This window comes from Aquirufa sp. Wall-65K1 (assembly GCF_054558475.1).
The window spans coordinates 97,899-123,998 of the sequence record NZ_JBPXKD010000003.1 but is presented as its reverse complement, the minus strand read 5'-3'; the positions used below and the strand labels follow the sequence as shown (position 1 = coordinate 123,998).

Genomic DNA, 26,100 nt, shown 5'->3' with positions numbered 1-26,100 from the left:
AGAAGACGAGATTTCATTAAAAGGGATAAGCTCAGAATCGGTTGGAGTTTTCCCAAGTAAAACTTGTTTTTCGATATATTAAATTTTACTTTTTTTGTATAATGAATAGGCAACGTGTCCAATTAAGTCAGAGTCTTTTTCTACCAGTTTAGAGTAAATGAAATTATAGTTCCTCTGCATAATGCCTTAAAGATTTTTCGTAAGCTTCATTGATCATTTCTCTAGATATTTCACGAACTCTTATAATTCCATTTAAATTCGTTTTTACTACGATAATGCCCTTGTAATGATGCATTTTATTAAAATCCATACCTTTACTATTCGCCCTTCTAATTGACTCGGTTGTTACTTTTAAAATGCTCATTTATTCGGATTTAATTAGTTTTTCGAAAATAATATAAATATCCTACCAAAAAATTCATCCTCTTATTTTTAATATCTCAAATTGAAAAATACCAACTAACTTATATCCAAGCTCATTTTTATGTCCGCTCGGGTGTACAACACAGGGCCTAAGTCTATTTCAACAAATCCAAATCGACGGTACATTTCCACAGCTCTTTCTAATCGACGATTGGAATAAATAATGATCTGTTTTATCCCTTGTTCTTTAGCATAATCCAAGCAATGTTCCATTAGCAATTTACCTATTCCTAATCCTTGAAATGCTTCATTGACTGCCATTTTGGTCAACTCAAATACCTGGTCTTGAATCTTCATCAAGGAAACTGTTCCTACAATTTGGTCACCATACCAAGCATAGAAAATTTGTCCACCTGGAGCTAAAATTACCTCCTCGGGATTGGATAAAACCTGCTGATCAATCTCCTCTACATGGAAATACTTTTCCAGCCATTCAAAATTTAAATTCCGAATAGCATCTCTATGCTCAGGTTCAAAATGTGTAATGCGAATTTGACTCATTAGTTATCCAACAGTCGACGGTGATAATTTATCTGACCTAGATGGTAACCCAAATGAACCGCCAGATGAACAAAATAATACGCTGATTTCATCGAATGGTCAAAGACTTCCATGGGATAATCTTCCTCCAGTTGTTCTTGACTTATCTTGGGTAAAACCTGTTGCATCATCAACTCGGTTTGTGCAATCATGTCCATCAATTGCACTCGCGGCACAGCCTTATCCGAAAATTCCTTGTCTCGATTTCTAACATAACCTGTATTGCCATAAACCGACCCAAAATAGGTTTGCAAATTTCCGATTAGGTGCAAACATAAATTACCGGCGGAATTAGATATAGACCCATCTACTTTCCATAAATTAGCTTCATCTTGGTACTGCGAAATTTCCCTTTTTAAGCGATTTAAATCTCGAACAAATAGTTTTAATAAATCTTCGGTCAACATTTCCATAGAATTAGTACACGTGCATCTCAAATATAGAATAAAATAGCATGCTAAAATGAGTACCCGAGCATTTGTATATTCATTAAAATGAATACTTTTAACAAAATTCCTTACCATGAAAACTAGATCCATTTACCTATTTATTGCGCTGATTTTACCTATGAGCCTATTTTCGCAAAATAGCATGCGCATTCACCAGGCCGTTAACTCGTTTTTAGCAAGCCTAAATCAAGATGAACTGAAAAAGGTAAGCTATTCCTTTCAAGATAGTGTTCGAAAAAAATGGACTAATCTTCCCGTAGGTTTAGTTCCAAGACCCGGCATACAATATGGTTCTCTGTCAGACAAAAGTAGACTAGCCTTTCATCGGGTTTTAAGTTCATTATTAAGCTCTCAAGGCTACTTAAAAACCACTAGCATCATGCAGCTGGATGATATTCTGAATACTTTATATCAAGAGGCCTACGACAAAGGGGAAATCAAAAAGGAATTTTTGACCCAAATGCAAAAGCTGAATTGGGCACATGGTAATTATTATATCTCCATTTTTGGTAAACCTGGTGATGCTCCTTGGGGAATGAATTTTGGAGGGCATCACATGGCCCTAAGTTTAACCTCTGATGGCAAAAAAATAAGCATGTCGCCTTATTTCATTGGAACAGATCCTTCTGAAGTTAAATCTTCTAAATATGCTGGGCTAAGGGTTTTAAGTAAAGAAGAAGACTATGGATTTATGTTGGTCAATATGCTTTCAGATGCTCAAAAATCAAAAGCCATTTTACAGCAGGCTGTTCCAAAAGATATCATCACTTCTCCCAATAGTCAACAGCGAATCGACTCCTATTATGGGATTGCAGTGAAAGAATTTACAGATGCTCAAAAGGCCATGTTAAAAATCTTGATTCAAGAATACATCCATAATTTTGAACATGAAAAATCGCATCAAATGATGGATAAAATTGCGGCTACGGGCATGGATAAAATCTATTTTGCTTGGGTCGGAAGTTTAGAAAATAATAAGTCACATTATTACATCATCAATGGACCCGATTTTCTCATTGAATATGACAATGTAGGCTTTCAAAATGATGGAAATCACATCCATGCCATCTTGAGGGAAAAAGGAAATGACTTTGGTGCTGACTTATTAAAAATGCACTACCTTGAATCAAAACATTGATTAATCGGAAAATTAACCCTAATTTGTCTATCAAATTTGTTATAATACCCCAATATTGAAGCCAAATTAGGCCCACAAAACCATTTGAATTAATTCATTTCTACCCATGAGAAAAATTTTCTTTTTCCTTCTCTGCTTGGGATTATTCACACCCCTGTTAGCTAAAGAACATTTACCTAGAACCATTGTCACCACCGATGGTGAAATTGATGATGTGGATACATTCATCCGTATGCTTTTATATTCCAATGAATTTCACCTAGAAGGTTTGGTATATTCTAGCTCCATGTGGCATTATAAGGGTGATGGAAAGGGAACCTTGTTTACTTCTGAAATGGAGATGACCAAGAAAATGTACGGAGCTAAAACAGATTTGCGCTGGCCTGGGGTACAATGGATACAAGATTTATTAAAAGCCTATGCTGAGGTTTATCCCAACCTATCTCAGCATGCCAAAAACTACCCAAGTCCAGCTTACCTCAACAGCCTAGTGAAAGTAGGCAATATTGACTTTGAGGGAGAAATGGAAAAAATCACGCCGGGTTCTGAATGGATAAAAGCAAAACTTGTGGACAATAACCCTGAACCCATTTTTTTACAAGCTTGGGGAGGAACCAACACCATTGCTCGAGCTTTAAAATCCATTGAAGAGGCCTATTCCAAACAAAAAGATTGGCCAAGCATACAGGAAAAAATTTCGAAAAAAGCCATCATCTATACCGTCATGGACCAAGATGCTACCTATAAAAAGTACATCGGTCTACATTGGCCCAACATTCGGGTATTTTACAATGCCCATCAATTTGGAAGCTTTGCCTATCCTTGGAAAAGAATCATGCCCAAAGCAGCTCAGCCTTATTTTGAAGGTCCATATATGTCAAAGAACATTATACTGAACCATGGCCCACTTTTGAAAATGTATTATGCATACGGAGATGGACAAAAACAAGTCGGAGATGATGAACACATACATGGTGATCCTAACAAATTGAAAAATGCTCAATGGGGAAGCTTTGTCCCTTATGATTTCATTTCAGAGGGAGACTCTCCCGCATTTTTACATTTAGTGGATGTAGGTCTAAACAATTTAAATAATCCATCTTATGGAGGATGGGGCGGTCGATTTGCTCCGGCCAAAGATAATCCGTATCGATACGAAGACAATGATGATGCTGCTGATTTCAATCCTGAACTAGGCAAATTAGATATTAATTATTCGCAAACTCGCTGGCTCATTGCACTCCAACAAGACTTTGCTGCGCGAGCAGATTGGTGTGTAAAAAGCTTCCAAAAGGCGAACCATGCCCCTCAAATTACCGTCAGAGAAGGCATGAAGGTTTATGCCAAAGCGGGTCAACGTTTAACATTAAATCTGTTTGCTTTAGATCCAGATAAAAATGAGGTGAACTTAAGTGCTTGGCCCTACAAAGAAGCTGGAAGCGGGGCAGCAGATATCCAGGTTGCAGGAAATAAAGCTGTAGTTAATATCCCACAAACGGCTGTCAAAGGTCAAACGTATCATGTAATTATCGAAGGAAAAGACAATGGTACACCCGCATTAACAGGATATCGTAGAGTGGTAGTCCATATCCTTTAAACCACTAAATAAAATAGATTCAATAAAAAATTGTACAATATTGTGCTGAATTGGGTTTATCTATTTGATTTTCTCTTATATTGAGAGGCAAATTCACCTAAACCTAATAAACGAATCTAGCACTCCCTTTCAAAAGTACAGGGAGCCTGATGATTCAATCAGCTGTATGAAATCATTGATTTGGATAAGCTTACTAGCTTGCTTTAGCATACCTATTGGTTTTGCTCAAAGCCCCAAAACCATCTCTTTGTTTGATGGTAAAACATTTCGTGGCTGGGAAGGAGATACCCTACATACTTGGCGCATTGAAAATGGCATGATTCTCGGTGGTTCATTAAACAATACCGTTCCACACAATGACTTTCTTTGCACGCAAAACACTTATTCCAATTTTATTCTTAAACTGAAAATCAAGCTGACGGGTAACGAAGGATTTGTTAATTCCGGCATTCAATTTCGTAGCAAACGATTGAGCAATCCTGCCTATGAAATGATAGGTTACCAAGCTGATTTTGGCACAGGTTATTGGGCTAGTCTTTATGATGAATCAAGGCGAAATAAAACCTTAGTTAAACCAGATGATCAAGAGGTTTTAACGTGGATTAAATTCAACGATTGGAATGAATATGAGATCAAGGCTATTGATCATCATATTCGACTATATATCAATGGTAAAATGAGTGTGGATTATCAAGAAATGGATGCGACTATTCCCCAATCTGGATTAATCGGAATACAAATCCATGGTGGCGGAAAGGCCCTAGTTGCTGTCAAAGATATCGTCATTCAGGAATTACCTTAAAACAATCTCTTAAAACCTATGAACAAATCTGTTAACTATTTTTGGGGTATTACCTTATGTCTTTTTTTGGCAAATCCCATTTGGGCAATAAGTTCCAACGCCATCCAACAAGATAGTAGTAAAGTCGATTTTGACTATACCTTAGAAGCAACCATGCTAGGGTATTTTTCGAAAGATGGAACAAGAAACCCTACCCTAAAAGCCAATAAAGGCAAAAAAGTACGGATTACTATTGTCAACGGAGAGCAAATGACTCACGACATCTCCATGGAAAAAATAGGGATCAAGAGTTCCACCATTTTAGATAAGGGATCGAGTACGAGCATCGTATTTATTGCTCAGTCAAATGACACCTATTTTTGCTCCATCCCTGGTCATCGGGCGGCTGGAATGGTGGGAAAATTTGAGGTGGTGGAAGGAGCTATCACTGCTGAGCTTGTAAAAGGAATAAGGCCTAGCAAAAATGGAAAACCCTTAAACTTCCATTTTGAATCAGGAAATTTGGAAGATTGGAAAGCAGAAGGAGAGGCCTTTGCAAATCCTATCTTCAACCAAGATCCCTCTCCTGTTCATGATAAAAGCATGAAAATCAGTCCTGAAGGAACACATTTCATCAGCAGTGGCGGAACTAAAAACTATGCTTTGACAGGTAGTTTAAGCTCTGTACCATTTAAGGTAACACAGCCTTTTGCTAGCTTTTTGGTTTCAGGGGGCGCATTACAAGATACACGGGTAGAATTGGTTTTGGCCAAAAGCAAAAAGGTCATTTTCCGCTCTACGGGTCAAGGTCGTGCCACTTTACAACCCGTGGTGGCGAACTTAAAACCCTATTTACAACAAGAAATCTTTATCCGCATCATTGACAACGAAACGGGAATCACTCCTATCCCCTACGTAGCCCATGACAAATTCGCGCACATCAATTTTGACAACTTTCAATTCCATGCGAATCGGCCAAATTTCCCCAATGAATTACATCAAAAGGACATCATCATTCTTCCCCCATTGGATCCTGTACTCAACGCCGGACTTTCCGGTTTAAAGGCCGCAGAAGTAATGACTTTACCCAAAGGTTTCAAAATTAACTTAGCCGCCGCCGAGCCTGATATTGTTCGTCCAATCAGTTTCACCATAGATGCTAGAGGGCGTTTGTGGGTGGTGGAAGGTCATACCTATCCCGTTCCTGCTCCAGAAGGACAAGGAAAAGATCGCATCCTGATTTTTGAAGATACGGATGGCAATGGGACTTTAGACAAACGAAAAGTCTTTATGGAAGGCTTGAATTTAGTGAGTGGCATTGAAGTGGGCATGGGTGGGGTTTGGCTAGGTGCAGCTCCCTATTTATTATTTATACCTACCGACTTACAAACGGATAAACCGACGGGGCCTATCCAAAAACTATTGGATGGCTGGGGAGTACAAGATACCCACGAAGTATTAAATAGCTTGCGCTGGGGACCCGATGGATGGCTCTATGGCAATCATGGGGTCTTTACCCATTCCAATGTTGGTAAACCAGGAGCAAGCGATCGAGAAAGAACCAAAATCAATGCAGGTGTTTGGAGATACCATCCCATCAGTCATCAGTTTGAAGTCTTTGCTGAAGGAACGAGTAATCCTTGGGGAATCGACTTCAATGAGTTTGGGCATCCTTTTATAACGGTTTGTGTGATTCCGCACATGTTCCACATCATCCAAGGGGCACGCTACGAACGACAAGCGGGAAAACATTTTAATCCTTACACCTATGAGGATATTAAAACCATCGCTGATCACCGCCACTATGTAGGAGATCGTGGGCCGCATGCAGGCAATTTTAGATCAGCTTCCGCAGGAGGTGGCCATGCTCATGCAGGGGCTATGATTTATTTGGGAGGAAATTCTTGGCCTAAAGAATACCGAAATAACATCTTCATGAACAATATCAATGGTTCGAGATTGAATGTAGATCAGTTAAACCGGCAAGGTTCAGGCTATTCAGCTTCTCACAAAAAAGACTTTATTGTCATGAACGACTCATGGTCACAATGGCTCAATTTTAAATATGATCCAAGCGGTTCAGTATTTGCCATTGACTGGTACGATAAAAACCAATGCCACAGTTCTAACCCAGATGTACACGATAAAACGATGGGTAGAATTTTTAAAATCACGCATGAAAACGACAAATGGGTACAAGTGGATTTACATAAAGCCTCTGACATGGATTTGGTGAATTACCAGCTTCATGCCAATGAATGGTATGTTAGACAGGCTAGAACCATCTTGCAAGAAAGGGGCGCAAATCCGAAAGTTCATGAGGCCCTCAAAAACATCATCGATAAAAACCCAGATGTGACTAGAAAATTGAGAGCACTCTGGACACTACATGTTACTCAGGGTCTGACCGAAAAAGATGTTGCTCAATTATTAACGAATCCGGATGAAAATGTACGAAGTTGGGCTATTCAATTGGTTGCGGAAAAGAAACAAGTCTCAGCTAGTATTTTAGGCCAATTTGAGGCCTTGGCACGTACAGATAAATCGGCACAGGTTAGATTGTATTTAGTTTCTGCCTTGTTACGTTTGGAACCCGCTCAGCGTTGGAATGTATTGGATGCCTTGGTACAAAAAAGCGAAGATAAAACAGATCATAATTTACCTTTAATGCTTTGGTATGCTGCCGAACCATTGGCAACTTTGGATGTCAAACGTGCTATTCAATTAGGTGTCAAAGCGAAAATGCCTAAATTTTTACAATATACCATTCAACGAGTGGCTGCCTTGAAATCGGATGAAGCGATGAACTCATTGAAGGAATTACAATCCAAATTAGGGCATTCCCATGAGAACCATGAAATCACTATGTTATTGGACAAAGTATTGAGTCAAAAATAGCCTACATGGGACTGGATTCGGAAGAAATGTGGGACATCCTTCTCTCCATTTTCACGTATTCAATCCCATTTTTCAGGAATGCTTCGCCCACTATTTTCATGCCAAATTTTTCATAAAACTGGACCTTGGAAACTCGGGCGTTGCACCAAATTTTTTTTACATCTGCTTGACTAAATTGTTCAAACACATGCTTCAATAAAAGGGACCCATAGCCTTTGCCTTGTTCTGAAACAAGCGTGGCAAATTTCCGGAATTGGAGGGATTGATTCTCCTGGAAAAGGGAAATAACGGATTTCAATTGACCTTCATCAATTAAGCCCAAGTGCATAGCCGTTTCATCACCTGCTAGCTTAACAAAATCCAGGTCTTTATCTGGCCACATGACTTCCTGGCGAATCACTAAAACTTGTTGGATCGGAATTTCTTGAATTTGCATGAAACTAATTTAGTGAAAAAGCGAGGTAGTGGTCGCCCGACTTGGTTTTCAACTTGCCTCCTCCACAAGCGATGACCACATATTGCTTGCCATCTACAGAATAAACCGAAGGAGAAGCATATCCAGCCGCAGGCAATTTATATCTCCATAATTCCTCGCCCGTTTTACGATTGAAAGCCCTGAAATATTCATCTTTAGTGGCAGCGATAAACACCAAACCCCCTGCTGTTACCGCCGGACCCCCATAATTATCAGTACCCGTTCTAGGAATTCCTTGAGCCATTAATTCGGGATATTCCCCCAAAGGAACTTGCCAAATTTTCTTACCTGTATGCATATTCATGGCAGTCAAGGTGCCCCAAGGTGGTCGACTGACCGGATAACCTTTGGAATCAAACCAGCGGTTATAGCCCGTCATCAAATAATCTGAAACAGATAAAAGGTTAGAGGCTTTTACTTCCACATTATCCCCATGTAAATAGGCCCAAATTGCCTCCTTTTGTTCGAGACTTATATGTTGAAAAGAGGGCATTCTACCTCTACCTTGATTCAATAATTGAAGGTAGGTTTTAAGGGTGTATTTTTTATCTAGATCGAGCAAAGCAGGAATGGAACCATCTTCATTTCCTTGTCTATTTTCTCCATGACAGCTCATGCACTGTTGTTGATAAATACTTCCAGCCTTAGTTAATTTGAGGCTTTTAGGGTTAGGAATTAAAGCACTGTAAACTGGATTTTCTTTGGCAGGAATGTACATCACGTACTGCTCGTCAACTGCCGCCCCACCCCATTGAGCGCCGCCATCGGTTCCTGGGAAAAAGATCGTTTTTTCTTTACCCACGGGAATATAAGCATGTCCAGATTTGGCTAAAGCCAATTCCTTTTTGATTTCATCTGAATTGGATGCCCAAGGATTAATATCTTTTTCAAAAAAGCTTTGACGCGTAAATGGCTCTGGCCAAGTGGGGATCGGTTGCGTTTTAGCGGCTACTTCCCCGGGAATATCGGAGGCAGGAAAAGGAGTTTCTACTATGGGATAAATGGGCTTGCCTGTCACACGGTCAAAGACAAACATAAAACCCTGCTTACTTAAAACGGAAACGACATCCTTCTTTTGCCCTTGAATGGTCAAGGAAAATAAATTGGGAGGCGCAGGTATATCTCGATCCCAAATATCATGGTGAACCGTCTGATAATGCCATAACCTTTTGCCTGTTGTGGCATCGAGGGCAATCAAGCAATTGGCAAATAAATTGTCTCCTTTTCTATTTCCTCCGTAAAAATCAAAGGCCGCCGAACCGGTGGGGGCGTAAACGATTCCCCTTTTTTCATCCAATGCCATGCCCATCCAGCTGTTGGCTCCCCCTAGATTTTGATAATTATATTTCTCCCAAGTGGTATATCCATATTGACCGGGTCTTGGAATGGTATGAAAGGTCCAAACTAATTTTCCAGAAATGACATCATAAGCTCTGATATCCCCCAAAAGTGCCGTAGCAGATTCTGAAACCCGCGTCCCTACGATGACTAAATTTTTAAAAATAGTCACAGGGGTATTGAGAGATACATATTCATCAGAGCCCTCGCGTTGAATTCCTGATAATAAATTCACTTTACCCCCTTCACCAAAACTAGGAATTGGCTTACCCGATTTAGCATCCAAGGCAAATAAATACTGGCCATATCCAAAAAAGATCCGTGATTTTTTGCCTTGGCTCCAATAGCTGACACCTCGACTGGTGGTGCTATTGGTTTTAACTTGAATATGGGTTTTCCAAAGTTCCACGCCTGATTTAGCATCAAGCGCAAAAGCTTGGGTGTTGGCAGAAACGCCGTACATAATGCCTTTGATGATGATGGGGTTGCACTGCATTTGCGTGCTATTTGTGGAGGTATCTGCTCCACCTGCATCGTATTCCCAAGCCAGACTTAATCGATGTACATTGGATGGATTTATCTGTTTTAAAGGGGAAAAGTGGTTGCGATCATTCGCTCCATGGTAAGAGGGCCAATCTATATTGACCTTGTTTTGCCAAGCAGTAAATCCTAGCATCAAGCCTAGCAAACAAATCCCCAAAATAAACAGCCAGGTTTTCATTGGAATTGAATTTGTCAAATGTAAGGGTTTCGGGGGGAAAATGAATAGGATGGGTTGAGGATTTATATTGCCTTTTGTGCTAATGGAGAAATTGAAGTATTCCTTTTTACATAGACTCATCTTGCATTTAAACTAAACAAGGAACTTCTATTTATCCTTTCAATTTTCTATCTTCAAAAAATACTACACATTAAATCTATTTCAACAGCCATTATTTATCATTGTAAAATTTGTGAAACCTTTATTGCTGAAATAGCAAATATAAAATTACCTTGACAATGCATATACTAACTATTTTATGAAAGAAAGCGAAGAAATTATACAAGCACTTTTAAAGTTCAGAAATGAAAGAGATTGGGAGCAATTTCATAATCCAAAGGATTTAGCTTTAGCAATAAGCATTGAATCGTCTGAACTTTTAGAATTATTTCTTTGGAAGAAAGCAGAGGATGCAAATTCTGATAAAGTAAAAGAAGAACTTGCTGATATTTTTTCATTTGCCTTTTTACTAGCTGAAAAATATGGCTTTGACGTTAAGGATATTGTTTTAGAAAAAATCAAAACAAATGGAGAAAAATATCCCGTAAATAAAGCAAAAGGTACAGCTAAAAAATATACAGAGTTATGAGTTTGAATAACGTTTTTGAAGTAAAGCGATATGATTTCAATTCAAACTTATTTAATGAGTTTCAAAATCTTCATTATGCTAAAGATTTTTGGCCAATTGTTTATATTCTCAGTGATGGGGCAATAAAAGAAGCATATGTTGGCGAAACAACTGATACATATGCTCGAATGACTAGCCACTTGAAAAGTAATGCCAAAAATAAACTTTCCTCAGTTCATTTAATCACTAGTGAAAAATTCAATAAATCTGCAACTCTTGATATTGAATCTAATCTTATTAAATATATTTCTGGAGATGGTCAGTATAAATTAATTAATGGAAATGGTGGCTTAGCAAATCATAATTATTATCAAAAGAAAGAAGTTTATTGGGATATTTTCAAATCGATTTGGGACAAATTAAGGGCCGAAGGGGTTTCAAAACATTCCATTGATTACATAGACAACTCAGACTTATTCAAATACTCTCCTTACAAAACTTTAACTTCTGAGCAAAGAAGTGGCTTGTTATTCATATTAAATAACTTGCTGAATGATGAGTATAAGAATTTTATTGTTGAAGGCGGAGCTGGGACAGGTAAAACCATACTAGCGATATTTTTATTCAAATTACTAAATACCAATAATGAAGATTTTAATTTCAAAGAATTCGGCGAAGATGAGACCGAATTTGTAGAACTAATCAAAAATTTAAAAAACAAATATTCCAACCCTAAAATGGCATTAGTCGTGCCAATGTCTTCTTTCAGAAATACGCTGAAAAAAGTATTTAAAAATATCAAAGGTTTAAACCCAAATATGGTTATCGGACCTGCAGAAATTGTAAAGGAAAAATATGACATAGTAGTTGTTGATGAATCTCATCGCCTTAGAAGACGCGTTAATTTGGGAGCCTATTTCGGAGCATTTGATGTGGTATGTGAAAAGTTGAATCTCGACAGGTACACCTGTAGTGAGCTTGATTGGATTCAATTACAGTCTAATAAATCCATTTTATTCTATGATGAAAATCAATCCATAAAACCTTCAGATGTCAAAAAGAGAGATTTTGATTTAATGAAGCTTAAAAAGGATACAAAAGTAGAATCCTTAAAATCCCAATTTCGAGTAAAAGGAGGTAATGATTATGTAAAATACATTGATAACATTCTGAATTGCTCTATGCCTACTCAATCTGAAATTTTCAATTCCAAAGAATATGAATTTGTTCTATTCGACTCTATTTCAGATTTAGTATCACAAATAAAACTAAGAGAATCGGAGAATGGGTTATCTCGATTGATAGCAGGGTTTTCATGGCCATGGATTTCTAAAAATGACAAGTCGTTATATGACATAAAAATTGAAGGGGAAGAATTACAATGGAATAGTGTTGCAGATGATTGGATAAATTCCCCGAATGCAATTAATGAGGTAGGGTGTATTCATACAACACAAGCCTATGATCTAAATTATGCAGGAATAATTTTCGGAAATGAAATTACATATGACAAGGGAAAAAATGAGATTGTCATTTTAAAGGAAAATTATTTTGATAGAAATGGTAGTATTGGTATTACTAATGTTCAAGACTTAAAATCCTTTATTATAAATATTTACAAAACAGTTATGCTAAGAGGCATTAAAGGCACCTATGTATATGTTTGTGATAAAAATTTGAGAGAGTATCTCTCAAAACATATTACAAAGTTTAAGCCTGAAAAACCTACTTTAATACTTCCAAAATCTAAGGTAATACCTTATCAAAATTCAGTTCCAATATATGATTTAAAAGTAGCGGCTGGAAATTTTAGTGAATTGCAAACAGTATCGGATTGCGAATGGGTGGAAATTCCAACTAGATATAAACCATCTACTGATTTATTTGCATGCACAGTTATCGGAGAATCGATGAATAAGGTTATTCCAAATGGTTCAATTTGCTTGTTTAGAAAGTATTCAGGTGGCTCTCGAAATGGACAAATCGTTTTAGTTGAAATTACAGATATTCAGGACCCTGATTTTGGTTCTCGCTATACCATTAAAGAATATAGAAGTAAAAAGAAAATAAATGGTGCCCAATGGAGTCATGAGGCTATTATTTTGAAACCCCTATCATATGATTCAAATTACAATGATATTGTCATTGAACCTGATGAGTTGAGTCAATTAAAAGTTATTGGAATATTTGAATGTGTTTTATAGAAAAAGACACGATCCCATTAACTGTATAACTAGAAAATAGGGGGTTCGGATTTTCGTTTAAATTCGGACCCTTTTTCAGATGATACAAGATATTGTGAAAAAATATCAATTAGTTGATTAATATACATGAGTAAAAACTAAACCCAATAAAAAAGCTTAATTTGAATTGATTTGCTTCTTAATTAAAATCAATTAGAAAAATCATTTTGAAAAAGTGTAGGAATTTCAAAAATAGACGTACTTTTGTATCAACAGTACCCGTTCAGCATACCGTAAGATCTGCTAGCGGGTCATTCTTTTTTTATAGCTATGGCAAATAAAGCTCCATACTCCATAGCAGACCAAATTGCCTCGCTCAAACAGCGAGGAATGCTATTCAAAGACGAACCATCTGCACACCATTTTTTAGAAAATATTAGCTATTATCGCCTCAAGGGTTATTGGTGGGATATGCAGACCGACTTTAATCTGCACACCTTTAAACCCAATACATTTTTTGAAGACATTCTAGATAGATATACATTTGATAGACACTTACGATTGATTCTTTTTGATGCCATTGAGCGAATTGAAATTGCATTACGCACCAAAATGATTTACCACTTATCCATGGCACATGGTGGTTTATGGTATTTGGATTCAAATTTATTTGAATCTACACCTTTACCCACTAATAAAAGCATAAGTATTTATCAAAATACTATCCTAGAGCTCAAAAAAGAATTGTTTAGAAGTCAAGAAATTTTTATAAAGGACCACAAGCTAAGATTTCCTAACCAAGATGCAGATGCTTGGAAAATAATGGAAGTAGCCTCTATGGGAGTTTTATCGAAGCTATATAAGAATTTAAAACATCAGTTGCCAGAAAAAGCAAAAATAGCTAACGAAATGGGGCTGAACCTACATAACGAATTATCAAGTTGGTTAGAGGCCATTACATATATTAGAAATATCATAGCCCATCATTCTAGACTCTGGAGTAGAAATATGGTAAAAGTACCAATCGCAAATTTAAATAACCCACTTTCTATTTGGCTTGACAAACCAATTTCCTCCATTCAGACAAAGAAACCATTTTTAATCATTAGTACAATGGTTTATTTATGCAATGAAATAACCCCAAATCATCAAATTAAAAATAAAATCTTAGCTCTATTTGTAAATAATCCCAGTATTCCAATCTACAAATTAGGTTTTTTAAACAATTGGCAAAATCAAGGGCTATGGAAATAACCACTAGCTATAAAATCATTTGGCTCTATAGAATAACGGTATAAACTATATCCCCAAATCCCCCCCCATAATATTCCCCCCAATTCCTTTGAAATTTGACTTCTTTATTGGAATATTGATGATTCAACCAACCTAAAATATCATGAAACGTTCTCGTTTATTCTTGTCACTCCTATTTGCACTTGGACTTTTTCAAATGTCCTTTGCACAATCATCTGTCGATGCTATGGTCAAAGATTGGGAAAGATCTAAAGCCTATACCAAAGAATATTTAGATGCTATGCCAGAATCTGGTTATGCCCTAAAACCCACTCCTGAAATGCGTTCTTTTGCGGAACAAATGCTACACTTAACTGATGCCAATTACAGTTTTGCTTCGGCTGCATCTGGGGAAAAAAGTCCGATTGCTATGGGTGCTTCGGAAAAAGCGACCGACAAATCAAAGGCTAATGTGACCAAATTGGTGATGGATGGCTATGATTTTGTCATTAATTCGGTTAAAAAAATGACCGCTGCTCAAATGGCTGAATCCGTTAAAATGTTCGGAAGATTCGATATGACCAAAGAAGAAGCTATCGCTAAATGCTTGGAGCATCAGGCCCATCACAGAGGTCAAACTACCGTGTATATCCGTTTGGCCGGAGCTAAACCTCCACAAGAGAAATTATTCTAGTCAAACCATTTGGCTACTCATAGAAAAGGCAACCTCATTGGTTGCCTTTCTTATTTTATGCAGGTAGCTGCTCCACATATTTTTTGAAATTATCCAAAATCATTTGCCAACCCATTTTTTGCATATCTTCCGGATTTTGATTTTCAGGATCAAAAGATTCATTAACGATTACGCTATCTCCCTCAACAATAAAGTGGACACTCACTTGACGAGCATCGCCTAAAGTCATTTCAAGGTATTTTAAGGGCTCTATCCGAGAAAATGTCCCCCAAAAATCAAAGCTGAATGAGCCATCTTTAGCTGCCATGGTATAGTGAAATTCTTTTCCAACTTCAAGTGTAATGGAGGCTTGCGGACAATGCCAATCATCGCTAGCAAAATTCCAATGTTGTATATGTTCCGCTTGGGTCCAACAATCCCATACTTGTTGGATAGATGCTTTTATTCGGGCAGAGACGTGTATTTGTGTCATTATTTTGAATTACTGTTTCGTGAATATATTAATCAATTGGATTCTTACATGAGCTCTCATAAAATTAAAAAAATAAAGGCGATTCTTTCGAACCGCCTTTGTATCATTAATGGCGGGGTATTTTTACTTAAGCGGAAAAACCTTGAATTCGTATGAACCTGAATTTAATTCCATCTCCATGTAATCTCCTTGCTGTTGAATATCGGAAATTCCTTTGGATTTGGTTATATCTTGACCGCTTTCTGTGACCTTGGCTGAACTAGCTAGAAGCTTTAAGTGAGCCGTGGTATTGGCTGGTACGGTAAATTTATAGGTGATGATTTTTCCTTCCTTTTTCCATTCGCTCGTGACTTTGCCATACATGGTTTCTACATAGCCTTTGGCAAAATTGATTTTACCTGATACATCTGGGCTAGGCTGTAACATGAAGTGCTTAAATCCTGGTGAAGCTACATCGCGTTGAATTCCTAAAGATGTCTGGTACATCCATGCGGCAACCGCCCCAAAGGAGTAATGGTTAAATGAGTTCATACTATTATTTCCTCCAAATCCATTTTCAATGGTATAGGAGTTTAATCTCTCCCAAATCGTGGTAGCGCCATTCGCTACTGAATACAACCAAGATGGATAGGTCTTTTGGGTTAATAAGCCATAAGCCTCCTCATGTTTCTGGTTATTCGAAAGCGCATCGGCAATGGAGGCTGTTCCAATAAATCCAGTCATCAATGAGTATGGCGGGCGCGCTACGCCTTCATCATCTTTATTGGATCTCTGAACTGTTTCAACCAGGTGTTTTACGATGAAAGGTTTATTAATTTCATCAATAACTCCCAATGCCAAAGGAATGGCATAAGAAGCCTGCGTATCCATCAATTGTCCTTTATCCGAAACTGGCGGTGTAGCAGGCGCTGCAGGTGCTGCTCCCGGAGGGCCCATGCGCGCTGCTCTTACTCCTGATTTTACTGTTCTATGTGTATTGGGATCAATGTAAATGGAATTGATTAATTTCTTTTTGTTTTCGTACTGACTTAGGTAAGCACTTTCATCCGTTTTATTGCCCAAAATGTTGGCCACCTGCGACATAATTTTCAAGTTATATGCCTGATACGTCATCCAGAAAAGCGTATTGTCATTTTTGTTGTTTTCCGGACTTAGCCAATCGCCCAAGGGACCTTCATTTAAAATTCCGTTGGCGGGATCTACTTTTGTTTCTAGAAATGCCACATAGCGCTTCATGGCATCATAATGCTCTAGCAGCATATTTTTGTCCCCATATTGCTGATAAGTCTCCCAAGGAATGATGATTCCGGCACTTCCCCAAAGCGTTCCACCAAAGCCTCCTCCCATAGGAGCCACGTCGGTAAATCGACCATCTGCCCGTTGAACATCCCTCATCGCCAATAAGTGACGGCGCATGAAATTATTCACTGGAGCCATGTAGCTTGCCGTTTTTGAGAAAACATTGATGTCTCCACTCCAACCCATTCGCTCGTTTCTAGCAGGGGTATCGGTCGGAATAGAAAGGAAGTTTCCACGCATAGACCAGGTAATGTTTTGCCATAATTTATTTACCAGTGGATCTGAGCTTTCATAGTAGGATCCTATATCTTGAATCGAAGAAAGAACTAAGCCTGCCACTTGACTTAAGGCAGGGGCTGAATCTAAACCCGTAATTTCAAGGTAACGATATCCATGAAAGGTAAAACGTGGTTGAATGTATTCATCGCCACCTTTCAATATATAAATATCTTGGGCTAAAGCAGCACGGATATTTTCCAACATGATCATTCCTTTTTGCGAAGCATACTCAGCTAAATCAGGGTAAAGGACTTCGGCAAAACGTAAGGTAACCGTTTGTCCCGCTTTGCCATTTGGAATAAATATTTTGGGGAATCCCACCATATTTTGACCCATATCATAGACATATACCCCTTTTCTTGGCTCATGCATCGCCTTGGCTTGCATCACTTTTCTCACTTGAACGGCATCGTCTAACTGACCTACCAACTTCATACCACTGTAATTCAAGGCATTGGGTACATCACCCACATAAGCAGTACCTTCTAAGGGAATTTTGACGGCAGGTTTCCAGTTCTTGGCTTGGAATGCAGGAGTAGACCAACCGGAAATGGCTGCTTCTTTTCTAGCATCATACACTTCTCCTTGGAAGAAACTACCATAACGAATGGGCCCATCGTTGGTATAAGTCCATGTATCAGGATTAGTCGTAATGATTTGTTCAGTACCATCGGTATACTGAATCACCAATTTGGCCAGCAGGGATTGACGATCACCGAAGAAATTCCAACTATCTCCGCTAAAGGTAATATTTCCACTCCACCAGCCTTCACTTAACCAGGCACCCCATGCATTTTCTCCTGATTTAAGTAGTTTGGTTACATCATAGGTCTGATACAAATGGGTTTTATTGTATTGGGTCAAACCTGGGTTAAAAAAGTCTTTTCCGACACGCTCCCCATTCAAATACAATTCATAAATCCCCCGAGCGGTAGAATAAACACGCGCTTGTTTGATGGTTTTATTGGGTAAACTGGCGAATTGAGTCCTTAGCATAGGAGCGGCAAATCTACTCGGATTAGCACAAACGAGTACATTCTCAGCAGCTGCTGCTATTTGAAATTGTTTCCCATCCCATTGAATAGACGTATGGCTGAAAAGACTAGGATTTTCAGCAGCATCAAATAAGGTATTACTTGGGAAACGGAAGTTTTTAATCAAGACGCCTGAAAACATGGCTTTTTGATTAGCGGGTACTTGAAATCCAATATCGGATAACATCGGGAAACTGATGAAATTGTTTCCTCTTCCCACAGGGTTTAGATTAAGCCCAGATTGTCCTCCTCTGGGGGCAGCAGCGGCTCCAGCTGGAGCTCCATTAATTTTATGAGCAGGATCCACTTGATCAAGGTAAAAGTCGAAAACGCCGAAATTACATTGAGCAAAAATGGTATGTTTCTGGTATTTATTCGTAGGAGAAATGAGGGTTTTAGCAATTTTAAAACTGGCAAAAACCTTACTGGGATTGTCCTTTTTGTCATAACCTACCCGATAAACATTTAATTGGGCCAGCCCAGAATCTGATTCAGAAACACGGTTGATATCCAATTCTAGTTGGATGTAAGAAGCATTTGGAACATTAGCCACATCCATAATGTTCAAGTTTCTATTTTGGAGGCGTGGATCATTGGCTCCAAAAACAAAGGAAGCTTTGGTCGATTTGGAAGCTTCATCCAATTGGATACCAAATTGGATTTTGTACATGGATAAATAATGGGAATACAGCGGGAGGTCGTTTTCTCCTATCCACTCAGCCCCGCTCCATGCGGAGGCCTTGGGGTTTAATAGGCCCGTTTCAAACCAGGAAGAAGCGGAGCTTACTTTATTTTGTTGGTTCCAAACCTGAACAGTCCATTGATATTTTTGACTTGCTTGTAAGGCTAAGCCTTCATAATTAATCCCAAGGGATATAGATGAATTTACTTTTTTACTATCCCAAACAACTTGTTTTTTGGAATCTTGAACCGTAATACGGTAGGCGGTTTGTTGGTTTCCACGAGATTTATCTTGGCTTTGCATTTGCCAAGAAAACCGAGGATGTTGTTCATCCAAACCAATTGGCTGTGTTTGATATTCCACCTTCAGTTGTTGAATGGAATGTTGAGCCTGAAGGTTACAAATACTTATTACACTGAACAGTACGTAGAATAAATGTTTTTTCATCACTTTGGGATATTTTACATAAATATGATGTCTTTACATGAGTTGTAATACTTAATTCGATGAAAGACTTAATTTAAGCGATAAAATTATCCTTAGAGTTATAAGGATAGTTCCAGAATCACGGTGGCTTCGAGTGGCTCAGCCACCTAGCTTTGAAAAACTCTGCCAACTATAATTACAAATACTAGAGCCTCTTTAGAAGGTGGCTTCGAGTGCCTCAGCCACCGAGATTGCTTGAGTTGGTATTTGAGAGCCCAGCCACCGAGATTGTTTGTTTGTTCGATCGTTCTAATTTTAACGATAATGAGATTTTAGGTTGGCTCAGATGGTGGCTGAGGTTCTCGAAGCCACCATTTTTTTGTTATAAACTACATGTAAGACGACTCAAAATACATATGAATGTTGAAGATAAATGAAGATTCTAGTTGGAACAAAGAGGTGGCTTCGAGTACCTCAGCCACCGAGATTGTTTGTTTGTTCGATCGTTCTAATTTTAACGATAATGAGATTTAAGGTTGGCTCTGATGGTGGCTGAGGTTCTCGAAGCCACCATTTTTTTGTTATAAACTGCATGTAAGACGACTCAAAATACATATGAATGTTGTAGATAAATGAAGATTCTAGTTGGAACAAAGAGGTGGCTGAGGCTCTCGAAGCCACCGTCAAGTGCTTAAGCCAAATTCTTTCCATATCTTTATTTCTCAAACTATGTATGATGAAAAGAATTTCATTTAATGACATGTTCTCTACCATTAAAAGAGCATTTGTTATAGCTGGTTTACCTGAAGAAAAGGCGATAATTTGTGCCAAAACGCATACCGAAACGAGTCGAGATGGCGTATATTCTCATGGTTTAAACCGAGTAGAACGATTTTTAGATTTTGTCTCAAAAGGCTGGGTAGATGTTCATGCAGAACCTAGCTTGGAGGTAAACTTAGGCTCCATTGAAATATACAATGGAAATATGGGTATAGGCATTACCAACTCCATATTCGCCATGGATCGTGCGATGGACATAGCCAAACAATATGGATTAGGACTGGTGGCCTTAAACAATACCACCCATTGGATGCGAGGGGGATCTTATGGCTGGCAAGCAGCCGAGAAAGGTTTTATGGCCATTTGTTGGACCAATACTGAATCATGCATGCCAGCTTGGGGCGCCACTTCTGGAGGTATAGGTAACAATCCCTTCATTATGGCCATTCCAAGAAAAGAAGGGCATGTTGTATTTGACATGGCGATGTCCCAATATTCCTATGGAAAATTAGAAACCACCCGCTTAAAAAACGAAAAACTCCCATTCCCGGGTGGCTTTGACCACGATGGAAATCTGACAGATGATCCAGCCCCCATTGAAGCTACTCGCCGAATTTTACCTACAGGTTATTGGAAAGGTTCTGGTTTAGCGGTAATGCTCGATTTATTTTCAGCTATTCTTTCCAAAGGTAGGACTACTGCAGACATCGACTTGGTTGGTAAGGGAGCCTGTGGGGGTTGCTCTCAAGTATTTATTGCCATTGATCCACTTAAAATAAATGATCAAGCCTTTTTGGATCAGGCCTTAGAACATACTATTGCTCAATTACGAAATTCCACTCCCGTTTCAGAGGGAGGCGAAGTGAATTACCCAGGAGAAAGATCCCTAAAAACGAGACTTGAAAATATGGAATTAGGAATTCCAGTGGATGAAGGGGTTTGGAATAAAGTGCTAGGATTTAGTCAAGGGAAAACTCCCTAAGGCCTAAATTTAGTGGGCTTGTTTAAAGTTGCGCCAGCTTGACCTTACTTTTTTGAATGCTTTCAGGTTAGGAATAATGCTGACCCCCAGCAAGGTTAATGAAAGCAGTCCTAGATTACTCGTTTGAGCAAAAGTTTGACCAGAAGCTAAAATTCCAATCACCAAAATAGTGGACAATGGTAGCGAGATGGCTAGGGTCAATAAGGCTAAATTAGCATCAAAAGTTTTTCTGTAATCCGGTATTTCACTAGATTCCTCCTTATGATAAATCGCCGAAATATGGGCAAAAGGCCAAAAGCTACAGGCGCTCAAGGGCACCACCACCGATAATAAAATCATGTTGGGGTCATTGATTCCCCAAACCAAAATGATCAATAAACTGAAAAGTAAACTAATTCCCGCTCGGAAAAATAAGATGGAGAGTATCATTTTAATCTCTTTCCCCTCTTTCAATTCCACTGCCATTCCGATATAAATCAAGACCAAGGGGCCCATCAAAGTACTGGCACGTGAAAAAATCTCTTGAACAATAACAGGTAATGTGCTCATATGGAAGCCCATCGACAAAAACACAATCGCCATTAACATAACCACATTGATGGGCTCTTTAATTAGGCTCCATAAAAAATCCTTCATACCTTTTTTATTCCCTATGGTCCCCTCTTGCTTAATTGCCATGTGCATTTTCAATGAAATATAGTACAAAAAGTTGAGCGCAAAGAACTTATTTCCTACATCCGCCATAGCCGCCAAGGCCAAAGGTTCTCCGCCTAAAAATTCCGAAATAAAGGGAAAGCTGGAAAGTCCTGGTGCTAAAGAAGGAAGCAACATGGTTAAGGTACGACTCGCTGGTGTACTTTTGGCGATACCGAAAAAAACTAAAAAATAGGGCGCTGTGAAAAAGATGAAAAAATTAAAACAAACCAAGATTATAGGATAGATCAGCAAGCTGGCACTCATCTTGATGCCCATCAAAGCAATAAATACCGTAGCAGGTAGTGCCACAGAAAGTATGACTTCTTTTAAGCCCTGAATTTCTGATTTGTTTTTGATTCTCCGACGCAAGGCTATACCTAATCCGATGAGGAAAATCAGCGTCAAGGTCTTTTCAATAGCATCAACCATACCAAAAAATTTAAGCGAGTTCTTTCAAAGATGTGACGAAATACTCCATTTCGGCCATGGTTCCTATACTGACGCGACAATATGGTTTATTCAAGATATCAAATGACCGAACCATCACTCCTTTACTCGCCATTTTGGTCAAGAAAGTCTTACCATCCATTTTAATAGGGAAGATCACAAAATTGGTAAAGGAAGGAATATAATTATAGCCCAAGGTACTAAGCTCTTGATATAAATAATTTTTGCATTGCGTATTGAGACGCTTCGTCATGGCTTGAAACTCCTTATCCTGTAAACTAGCGATGGCTCCCAATACCGAAGTATGACAAATGCCCATCCCTCCACGGGTTATTTTTTCTATTTTACTTAGAAATTCAGGTTGCGCAACAGCATAGCCTACGCGTAAACCTGCCATTCCCATGATTTTTGAAAATGTTCTGGCTATGATGACATTTTTCTTTTGGCCCAACAAGGAAACCATACTCTCGGTCTTTCCCTCTGCCAGTTCTAAATAAGCTTCATCAATGAAGACAGGAACTTTGGCAGATACCCTAGAACAAAAGTCCATTAATTCCTTGGCGTCCATAACCGAACCAACGGGATTATTGGGATTACAGATATACACCATTTTAGTATTGGAATCGATAGCGGCTTCCATAGCTTTTAAATCATGGGTCCAATCAGCTTTACATGGAATTGCTTTCCAAGTAGCGCCGACAGCTTCGGCAACTCGGATTAGCGACATGTAGGTCGGATCCGCTGAAACGATATTTCCCCCTTTAGCAAATAAAACAATGGCCACCTTTTCCAATAAATCGGAGGAGCCTGGTCCCATCATGATGTGTTCTTTGGTCAGACCTTCTTTAGCTGCTAGCATGTCCACCAAAGTGGCCAATTCTTTCCACGAATAACGGTTTCCTCCAGATACAGAATTTGCTACTGCTTTTCTTGCGCTTTCAGGTGGCCCGTAGGGATTTTCGTTTGCATTCAATCGGGCTATCATGGCAGGCACATTAGGTCTTTCATCCATAAAATGCTCCCGCAATAATGGGCTGTAATACAATCGATTCTCGGAATCTAATGGAAATGATTTAGTCGCAAATGCTCCCAAACTTAGATGAGGGGCAATAGCCATTCCACCCATGGCTACTAGTCCAGACTTCAAGGCATTTCTTCTGCTTAAGAACGTTTTCATAATGAATGATTTTATATAAATGCAAGATTACCAGTATAAGCTCAATTCAGAGCGATTCATCTTACATAACAATTTAATCCTATGTCAGCAAAGCAGCTTTTAAGACTATATTCATAAACTCTTTGAAACGACCCTCGAAAATATCGATTCTGAGATGAATATAAATACGCCCAATATGACCAGTAAAGGGCGCATAAATTGTATTTATTGATGAAACATGTTGAAATGTAGCAGGATTATTGAAATATACCACAACTTTCACTCAATTTTTAAAAAAATACCTGAAAAAACATTAAAAAATTTCAATTTTTGGGCAATAAATGTAAAAAATGGCCTAAAAAATATAAAAATTAATCAGGTTGATGATTTAAATATTAGATAACAAAATCAATAGTTTTTTACTATAAAATTGAATTTATCGAAAAAATAGGTTTTATAAATTAGCTATTTTACTAAAATACTTGAAAAATAAGTAAAAATAAGATTTTTAAAAAATTACCATTTATGGTATTATTCCCATTCAATGGCACTACATCTAGGGTAGTTACTAGTAGTCGAATCTGCTAAAATTATAGGTTAATGAATGAGCATAAACAGGTAATAGCCTGATGAAAATCACCGGCTATTACAAATGCTGGAAATCACTTTGTCTATTATTTCCCTAGTGAAAAAGTAATAGGTTGAACTATTTTGGAGGCTATATTGGCATCATTGGTTTTCGCTGGAATCCACTTGCCTGACTGCTGTATTATCCGAGCAGCTTCTTCCGCTAGACCATATCCTGGAGATCTTAATACCTTAATTTCTGAGATAAGTCCATCGGCTGATACCGCAAATTGTACATAAGCCTTACCGGAAATATTTGCTTTTTTTGCTTCCTCAGGGTATTTAAGATTAGCTTGGAGATATGATTGAAATGCTTCTGCCCCACCTGGAAATGATGCCGGCTCCTCAATAATAGCATGAATATTCAATGAATTACCATTTTTCTTAGTCGTAATTTCAATTATCCCATGATTGCCATCTGATCCATATTTTTCCAAGGCTGAATTTCCTTTCAAAACATTAATGGATTGGATATCATTCGGATTGATTTGATTCAATACTAAGGCCCTTTCTATTTTACCATCTACCACATACAATGCTTGAACAGGAGGTGCTGGAGGAACAGCAGGGGTTCCTTTGGCATTCATCGGTGGAGAAGGCGGAGCTGCTGGAACAAATTTTATGCCCAAAGGCGGTTGTGGAGGAGGAGGTAAATCCCTTTTAGTGACATTTTTGTTTTTATTGATTTTGATAGGAGCATTCCCATCGGCTGAAGTGATAATTTTTACCACTTTTTTGTTTTCTGCCTTCTCTTGCGCAGTTACCTGAATGGAGAATATTAAAATTGCTAGTAAAGCTAAGGGTAATGCCAATACCTTTCTCAGGTATTCATATGGCGTATTTTTGGATGTTGTTAACATGATAATTCTTCTTTTAATGGATGAATAATAAAATGAATGTCCAGGGTTTAAAAAGTGATTTCCGTAATGTGATTGTAAAATCATTTGGGCAAAGGCATCCACATTATCACTGCCAACGGCCTCTTGGTCAGCAATGAATTCATGTATGTTTTGCAATTCTTTATGTATGAGCCAATAAAAAGGATTGACCCAAAAAAGCGATGTGATGATTTGACAAATAACCCGATCTAGGGTATGCTTTTGCTGAATATGGCTAAGCTCATGTTTAAATATGGCCTGACCATTGGGATCAGAAATTGAAATGGATTTCTTCCAAAAGAGCCAATGTAAAAATGAAAAAGGAGCATCGTCTTCTTCAGTCTCAATGAAGTGAAATCCATCCATGAGCATACTGGAATTCCTTCGCTTCATTTGAAATATTCGATAAACTTGGTAAATAAAAAAACTAAATAGTGATATTGAAACCAAATAAATAAAGCCTATTCCATAATCCAGCCAAGGTAAATTCAACCAAGAAAACCGCTCAGGAGTGGCTGAAGCAGTGGCAGAAAGTAAATATATGGCTTGTCCTGCTCCTGCCACTTCCGACTCATCAACCGAAAAAAGAGGGAATTGAAAGCATGGAATTAATAAGCTCAAAAATAGGCTAGCCAATAGATAAAATCGATTGTATGTATGGAATCGATTATTTCGCAAAACCAAAACATAATAGCCATAGAAAATCCCCGATAGTAGGCTACTTTTTAACAAATAGATTAATAAGGCATTATTCATCATTGCTTTTAGATTTTAATTGGCTAAGTAACAATTCCAAATCTTCAATGGACATCTGTTTTTTGTCGACAAGAAATGACACCACATTGGTATAAGAACCTTCGAAAAAGGATTCTGCCAAACCAGCTATGCGCTGACCAGAATATTCTTGCTTACTGACCTTGGCAAAATAGAGGTTGTTCCGATTAGGATTACTAATACCCACAAAATCCTTTTCTACCAAAATTTTTAAAAGTGTGGCAATCGTATTGGAATGCGGCTTTGGCTCTGGTAAATTCTCAATAATATCCTTGAGAAACCCTCCTTCTGGTAAGGTCCATATTACCTGCATGATTTGCTCTTCTGCTTGAGTTAATTTTTTCATAGTGCTTCCTTTTGTTGGACCAAAAGTATAACTAATTTTTTAGTTACAAAATATTTATAACTATTTTTTTAGTTAAAATTTGTTGTCGAAATGAAGCTAAATAAAAAACGCCCCTGAATTTCAGGGGCGTTTTTATTTAATCAAT

Annotated in this window: 20 protein-coding genes; 9 read left to right on the top strand and 11 right to left on the bottom strand. The window is 38.2% G+C overall.

Going from position 1 to position 26,100, the window contains the following annotated elements:
* Window positions 1–163: 163 nt before the first annotated feature.
* The 3 genes from ACST15_RS05840 to ACST15_RS05830 form a co-directional block, all read right to left on the bottom strand.
* Window positions 164–364 (bottom strand): hypothetical protein, encoded by a 201-nt coding sequence (locus ACST15_RS05840; protein WP_459453754.1) that lies wholly within the window; start codon window positions 362–364, stop codon window positions 164–166.
* Between the two features lie 95 nt (window positions 365–459).
* Window positions 460–924, bottom strand: a complete 465-nt coding sequence (locus ACST15_RS05835) for a GNAT family N-acetyltransferase (protein ID WP_459453753.1) — start codon at window positions 922–924, stop codon at window positions 460–462.
* Window positions 924–1,376, bottom strand: a complete 453-nt coding sequence (locus tag ACST15_RS05830; protein ID WP_459453752.1) for a DinB family protein — start codon at window positions 1,374–1,376, stop codon at window positions 924–926. The genes ACST15_RS05835 and ACST15_RS05830 overlap by 1 nt, the downstream gene beginning before the upstream one ends.
* Before the next feature lie 109 nt (window positions 1,377–1,485).
* Here ACST15_RS05830 and ACST15_RS05825 point away from each other — a divergent pair, with 109 nt between their 5' ends.
* The 4 genes from ACST15_RS05825 to ACST15_RS05810 all read left to right on the top strand — a co-directional run bounded on the left by ACST15_RS05825 (window position 1,486) and on the right by ACST15_RS05810 (window position 7,826).
* Window positions 1,486–2,550, top strand: a complete 1,065-nt coding sequence (locus ACST15_RS05825) for a DUF3500 domain-containing protein (RefSeq protein WP_459453751.1) — start codon at window positions 1,486–1,488, stop codon at window positions 2,548–2,550.
* A 106-nt stretch (window positions 2,551–2,656) separates the two neighbouring features.
* Window positions 2,657–4,147 (top strand): DUF1593 domain-containing protein, encoded by a 1,491-nt coding sequence (locus ACST15_RS05820; protein WP_459453750.1) that lies wholly within the window; start codon window positions 2,657–2,659, stop codon window positions 4,145–4,147.
* Window positions 4,148–4,313: 166 nt separating this feature from the next.
* On the top strand, window positions 4,314–4,949 hold the full coding sequence (locus tag ACST15_RS05815; RefSeq protein WP_459453749.1) for a 3-keto-disaccharide hydrolase: 636 nt from the start codon (window positions 4,314–4,316) through the stop codon (window positions 4,947–4,949).
* 18 nt (window positions 4,950–4,967) lie between these two features.
* Entirely contained in the window at window positions 4,968–7,826 is a 2,859-nt protein-coding gene (locus ACST15_RS05810; RefSeq protein WP_459453748.1) for a PVC-type heme-binding CxxCH protein, read from the top strand.
* Between the two features lies 1 nt (window position 7,827).
* Here ACST15_RS05810 and ACST15_RS05805 read toward each other — a convergent pair whose 3' ends face one another.
* Both ACST15_RS05805 and ACST15_RS05800 read right to left on the bottom strand, forming a co-directional pair.
* Window positions 7,828–8,262, bottom strand: coding sequence for a GNAT family N-acetyltransferase (locus tag ACST15_RS05805; RefSeq protein WP_459453747.1), 435 nt, complete (start codon window positions 8,260–8,262; stop codon window positions 7,828–7,830).
* 4 nt (window positions 8,263–8,266) lie between these two features.
* Window positions 8,267–10,360, bottom strand: a complete 2,094-nt coding sequence (locus tag ACST15_RS05800; RefSeq protein WP_459453746.1) for an outer membrane protein assembly factor BamB family protein — start codon at window positions 10,358–10,360, stop codon at window positions 8,267–8,269.
* A gap of 298 nt (window positions 10,361–10,658) precedes the next feature.
* Between ACST15_RS05800 and ACST15_RS05795 the strand changes: the two genes are divergently transcribed.
* From ACST15_RS05795 to ACST15_RS05780, 4 genes are all read left to right on the top strand, one after another.
* Window positions 10,659–10,988 (top strand): nucleotide pyrophosphohydrolase, encoded by a 330-nt coding sequence (locus ACST15_RS05795; RefSeq protein ID WP_459453745.1) that lies wholly within the window; start codon window positions 10,659–10,661, stop codon window positions 10,986–10,988.
* The gene (locus ACST15_RS05790) at window positions 10,985–13,171 is read left to right on the top strand and encodes a DNA/RNA helicase domain-containing protein (RefSeq protein WP_459453744.1); all 2,187 of its coding nucleotides are present in this window, start codon (window positions 10,985–10,987) and stop codon (window positions 13,169–13,171) included. The genes ACST15_RS05795 and ACST15_RS05790 overlap by 4 nt, the downstream gene beginning before the upstream one ends.
* 309 nt (window positions 13,172–13,480) lie before the next feature.
* Entirely contained in the window at window positions 13,481–14,404 is a 924-nt protein-coding gene (locus tag ACST15_RS05785; protein WP_459453743.1) for an Abi family protein, read from the top strand.
* Between the two features lie 142 nt (window positions 14,405–14,546).
* The gene (locus ACST15_RS05780; RefSeq protein WP_459453742.1) at window positions 14,547–15,077 is read left to right on the top strand and encodes a DinB family protein; all 531 of its coding nucleotides are present in this window, start codon (window positions 14,547–14,549) and stop codon (window positions 15,075–15,077) included.
* A 55-nt stretch (window positions 15,078–15,132) separates the two neighbouring features.
* Here the strand turns inward: ACST15_RS05780 and ACST15_RS05775 are convergent, their stop codons facing one another.
* Window positions 15,133–15,549, bottom strand: a complete 417-nt coding sequence (locus ACST15_RS05775) for an SRPBCC domain-containing protein (RefSeq protein ID WP_459453741.1) — start codon at window positions 15,547–15,549, stop codon at window positions 15,133–15,135.
* A gap of 123 nt (window positions 15,550–15,672) precedes the next feature.
* On the bottom strand, window positions 15,673–19,290 hold the full coding sequence (locus ACST15_RS05770) for a family 78 glycoside hydrolase catalytic domain (RefSeq protein ID WP_459453740.1): 3,618 nt from the start codon (window positions 19,288–19,290) through the stop codon (window positions 15,673–15,675).
* Between the two features lie 712 nt (window positions 19,291–20,002).
* Between ACST15_RS05770 and yiaK the strand changes: the two genes are divergently transcribed.
* The gene (yiaK, locus tag ACST15_RS05765; RefSeq protein WP_459453739.1) at window positions 20,003–21,031 is read left to right on the top strand and encodes a 3-dehydro-L-gulonate 2-dehydrogenase; all 1,029 of its coding nucleotides are present in this window, start codon (window positions 20,003–20,005) and stop codon (window positions 21,029–21,031) included.
* 9 nt (window positions 21,032–21,040) lie between these two features.
* On the opposite strand, the gene ACST15_RS05760 is transcribed toward yiaK, so the two are convergent.
* The 4 genes from ACST15_RS05760 to ACST15_RS05745 all read right to left on the bottom strand — a co-directional run bounded on the left by ACST15_RS05760 (window position 21,041) and on the right by ACST15_RS05745 (window position 25,955).
* Window positions 21,041–22,156, bottom strand: coding sequence for an AEC family transporter (locus ACST15_RS05760; RefSeq protein WP_459453738.1), 1,116 nt, complete (start codon window positions 22,154–22,156; stop codon window positions 21,041–21,043).
* Between the two features lie 10 nt (window positions 22,157–22,166).
* Window positions 22,167–23,351, bottom strand: coding sequence for a pyridoxal phosphate-dependent aminotransferase (locus tag ACST15_RS05755; RefSeq protein ID WP_459453737.1), 1,185 nt, complete (start codon window positions 23,349–23,351; stop codon window positions 22,167–22,169).
* A 653-nt stretch (window positions 23,352–24,004) separates the two neighbouring features.
* Entirely contained in the window at window positions 24,005–25,594 is a 1,590-nt protein-coding gene (locus ACST15_RS05750) for a TonB family protein (RefSeq protein WP_459453736.1), read from the bottom strand.
* Window positions 25,584–25,955: a BlaI/MecI/CopY family transcriptional regulator gene (locus tag ACST15_RS05745; protein WP_459453735.1), complete on the bottom strand. Its 372-nt coding sequence runs from the start codon at window positions 25,953–25,955 to the stop codon at window positions 25,584–25,586. Before ACST15_RS05745 ends, ACST15_RS05750 begins: the two co-directional genes overlap by 11 nt.
* Window positions 25,956–26,100: the final 145 nt, after the last annotated feature.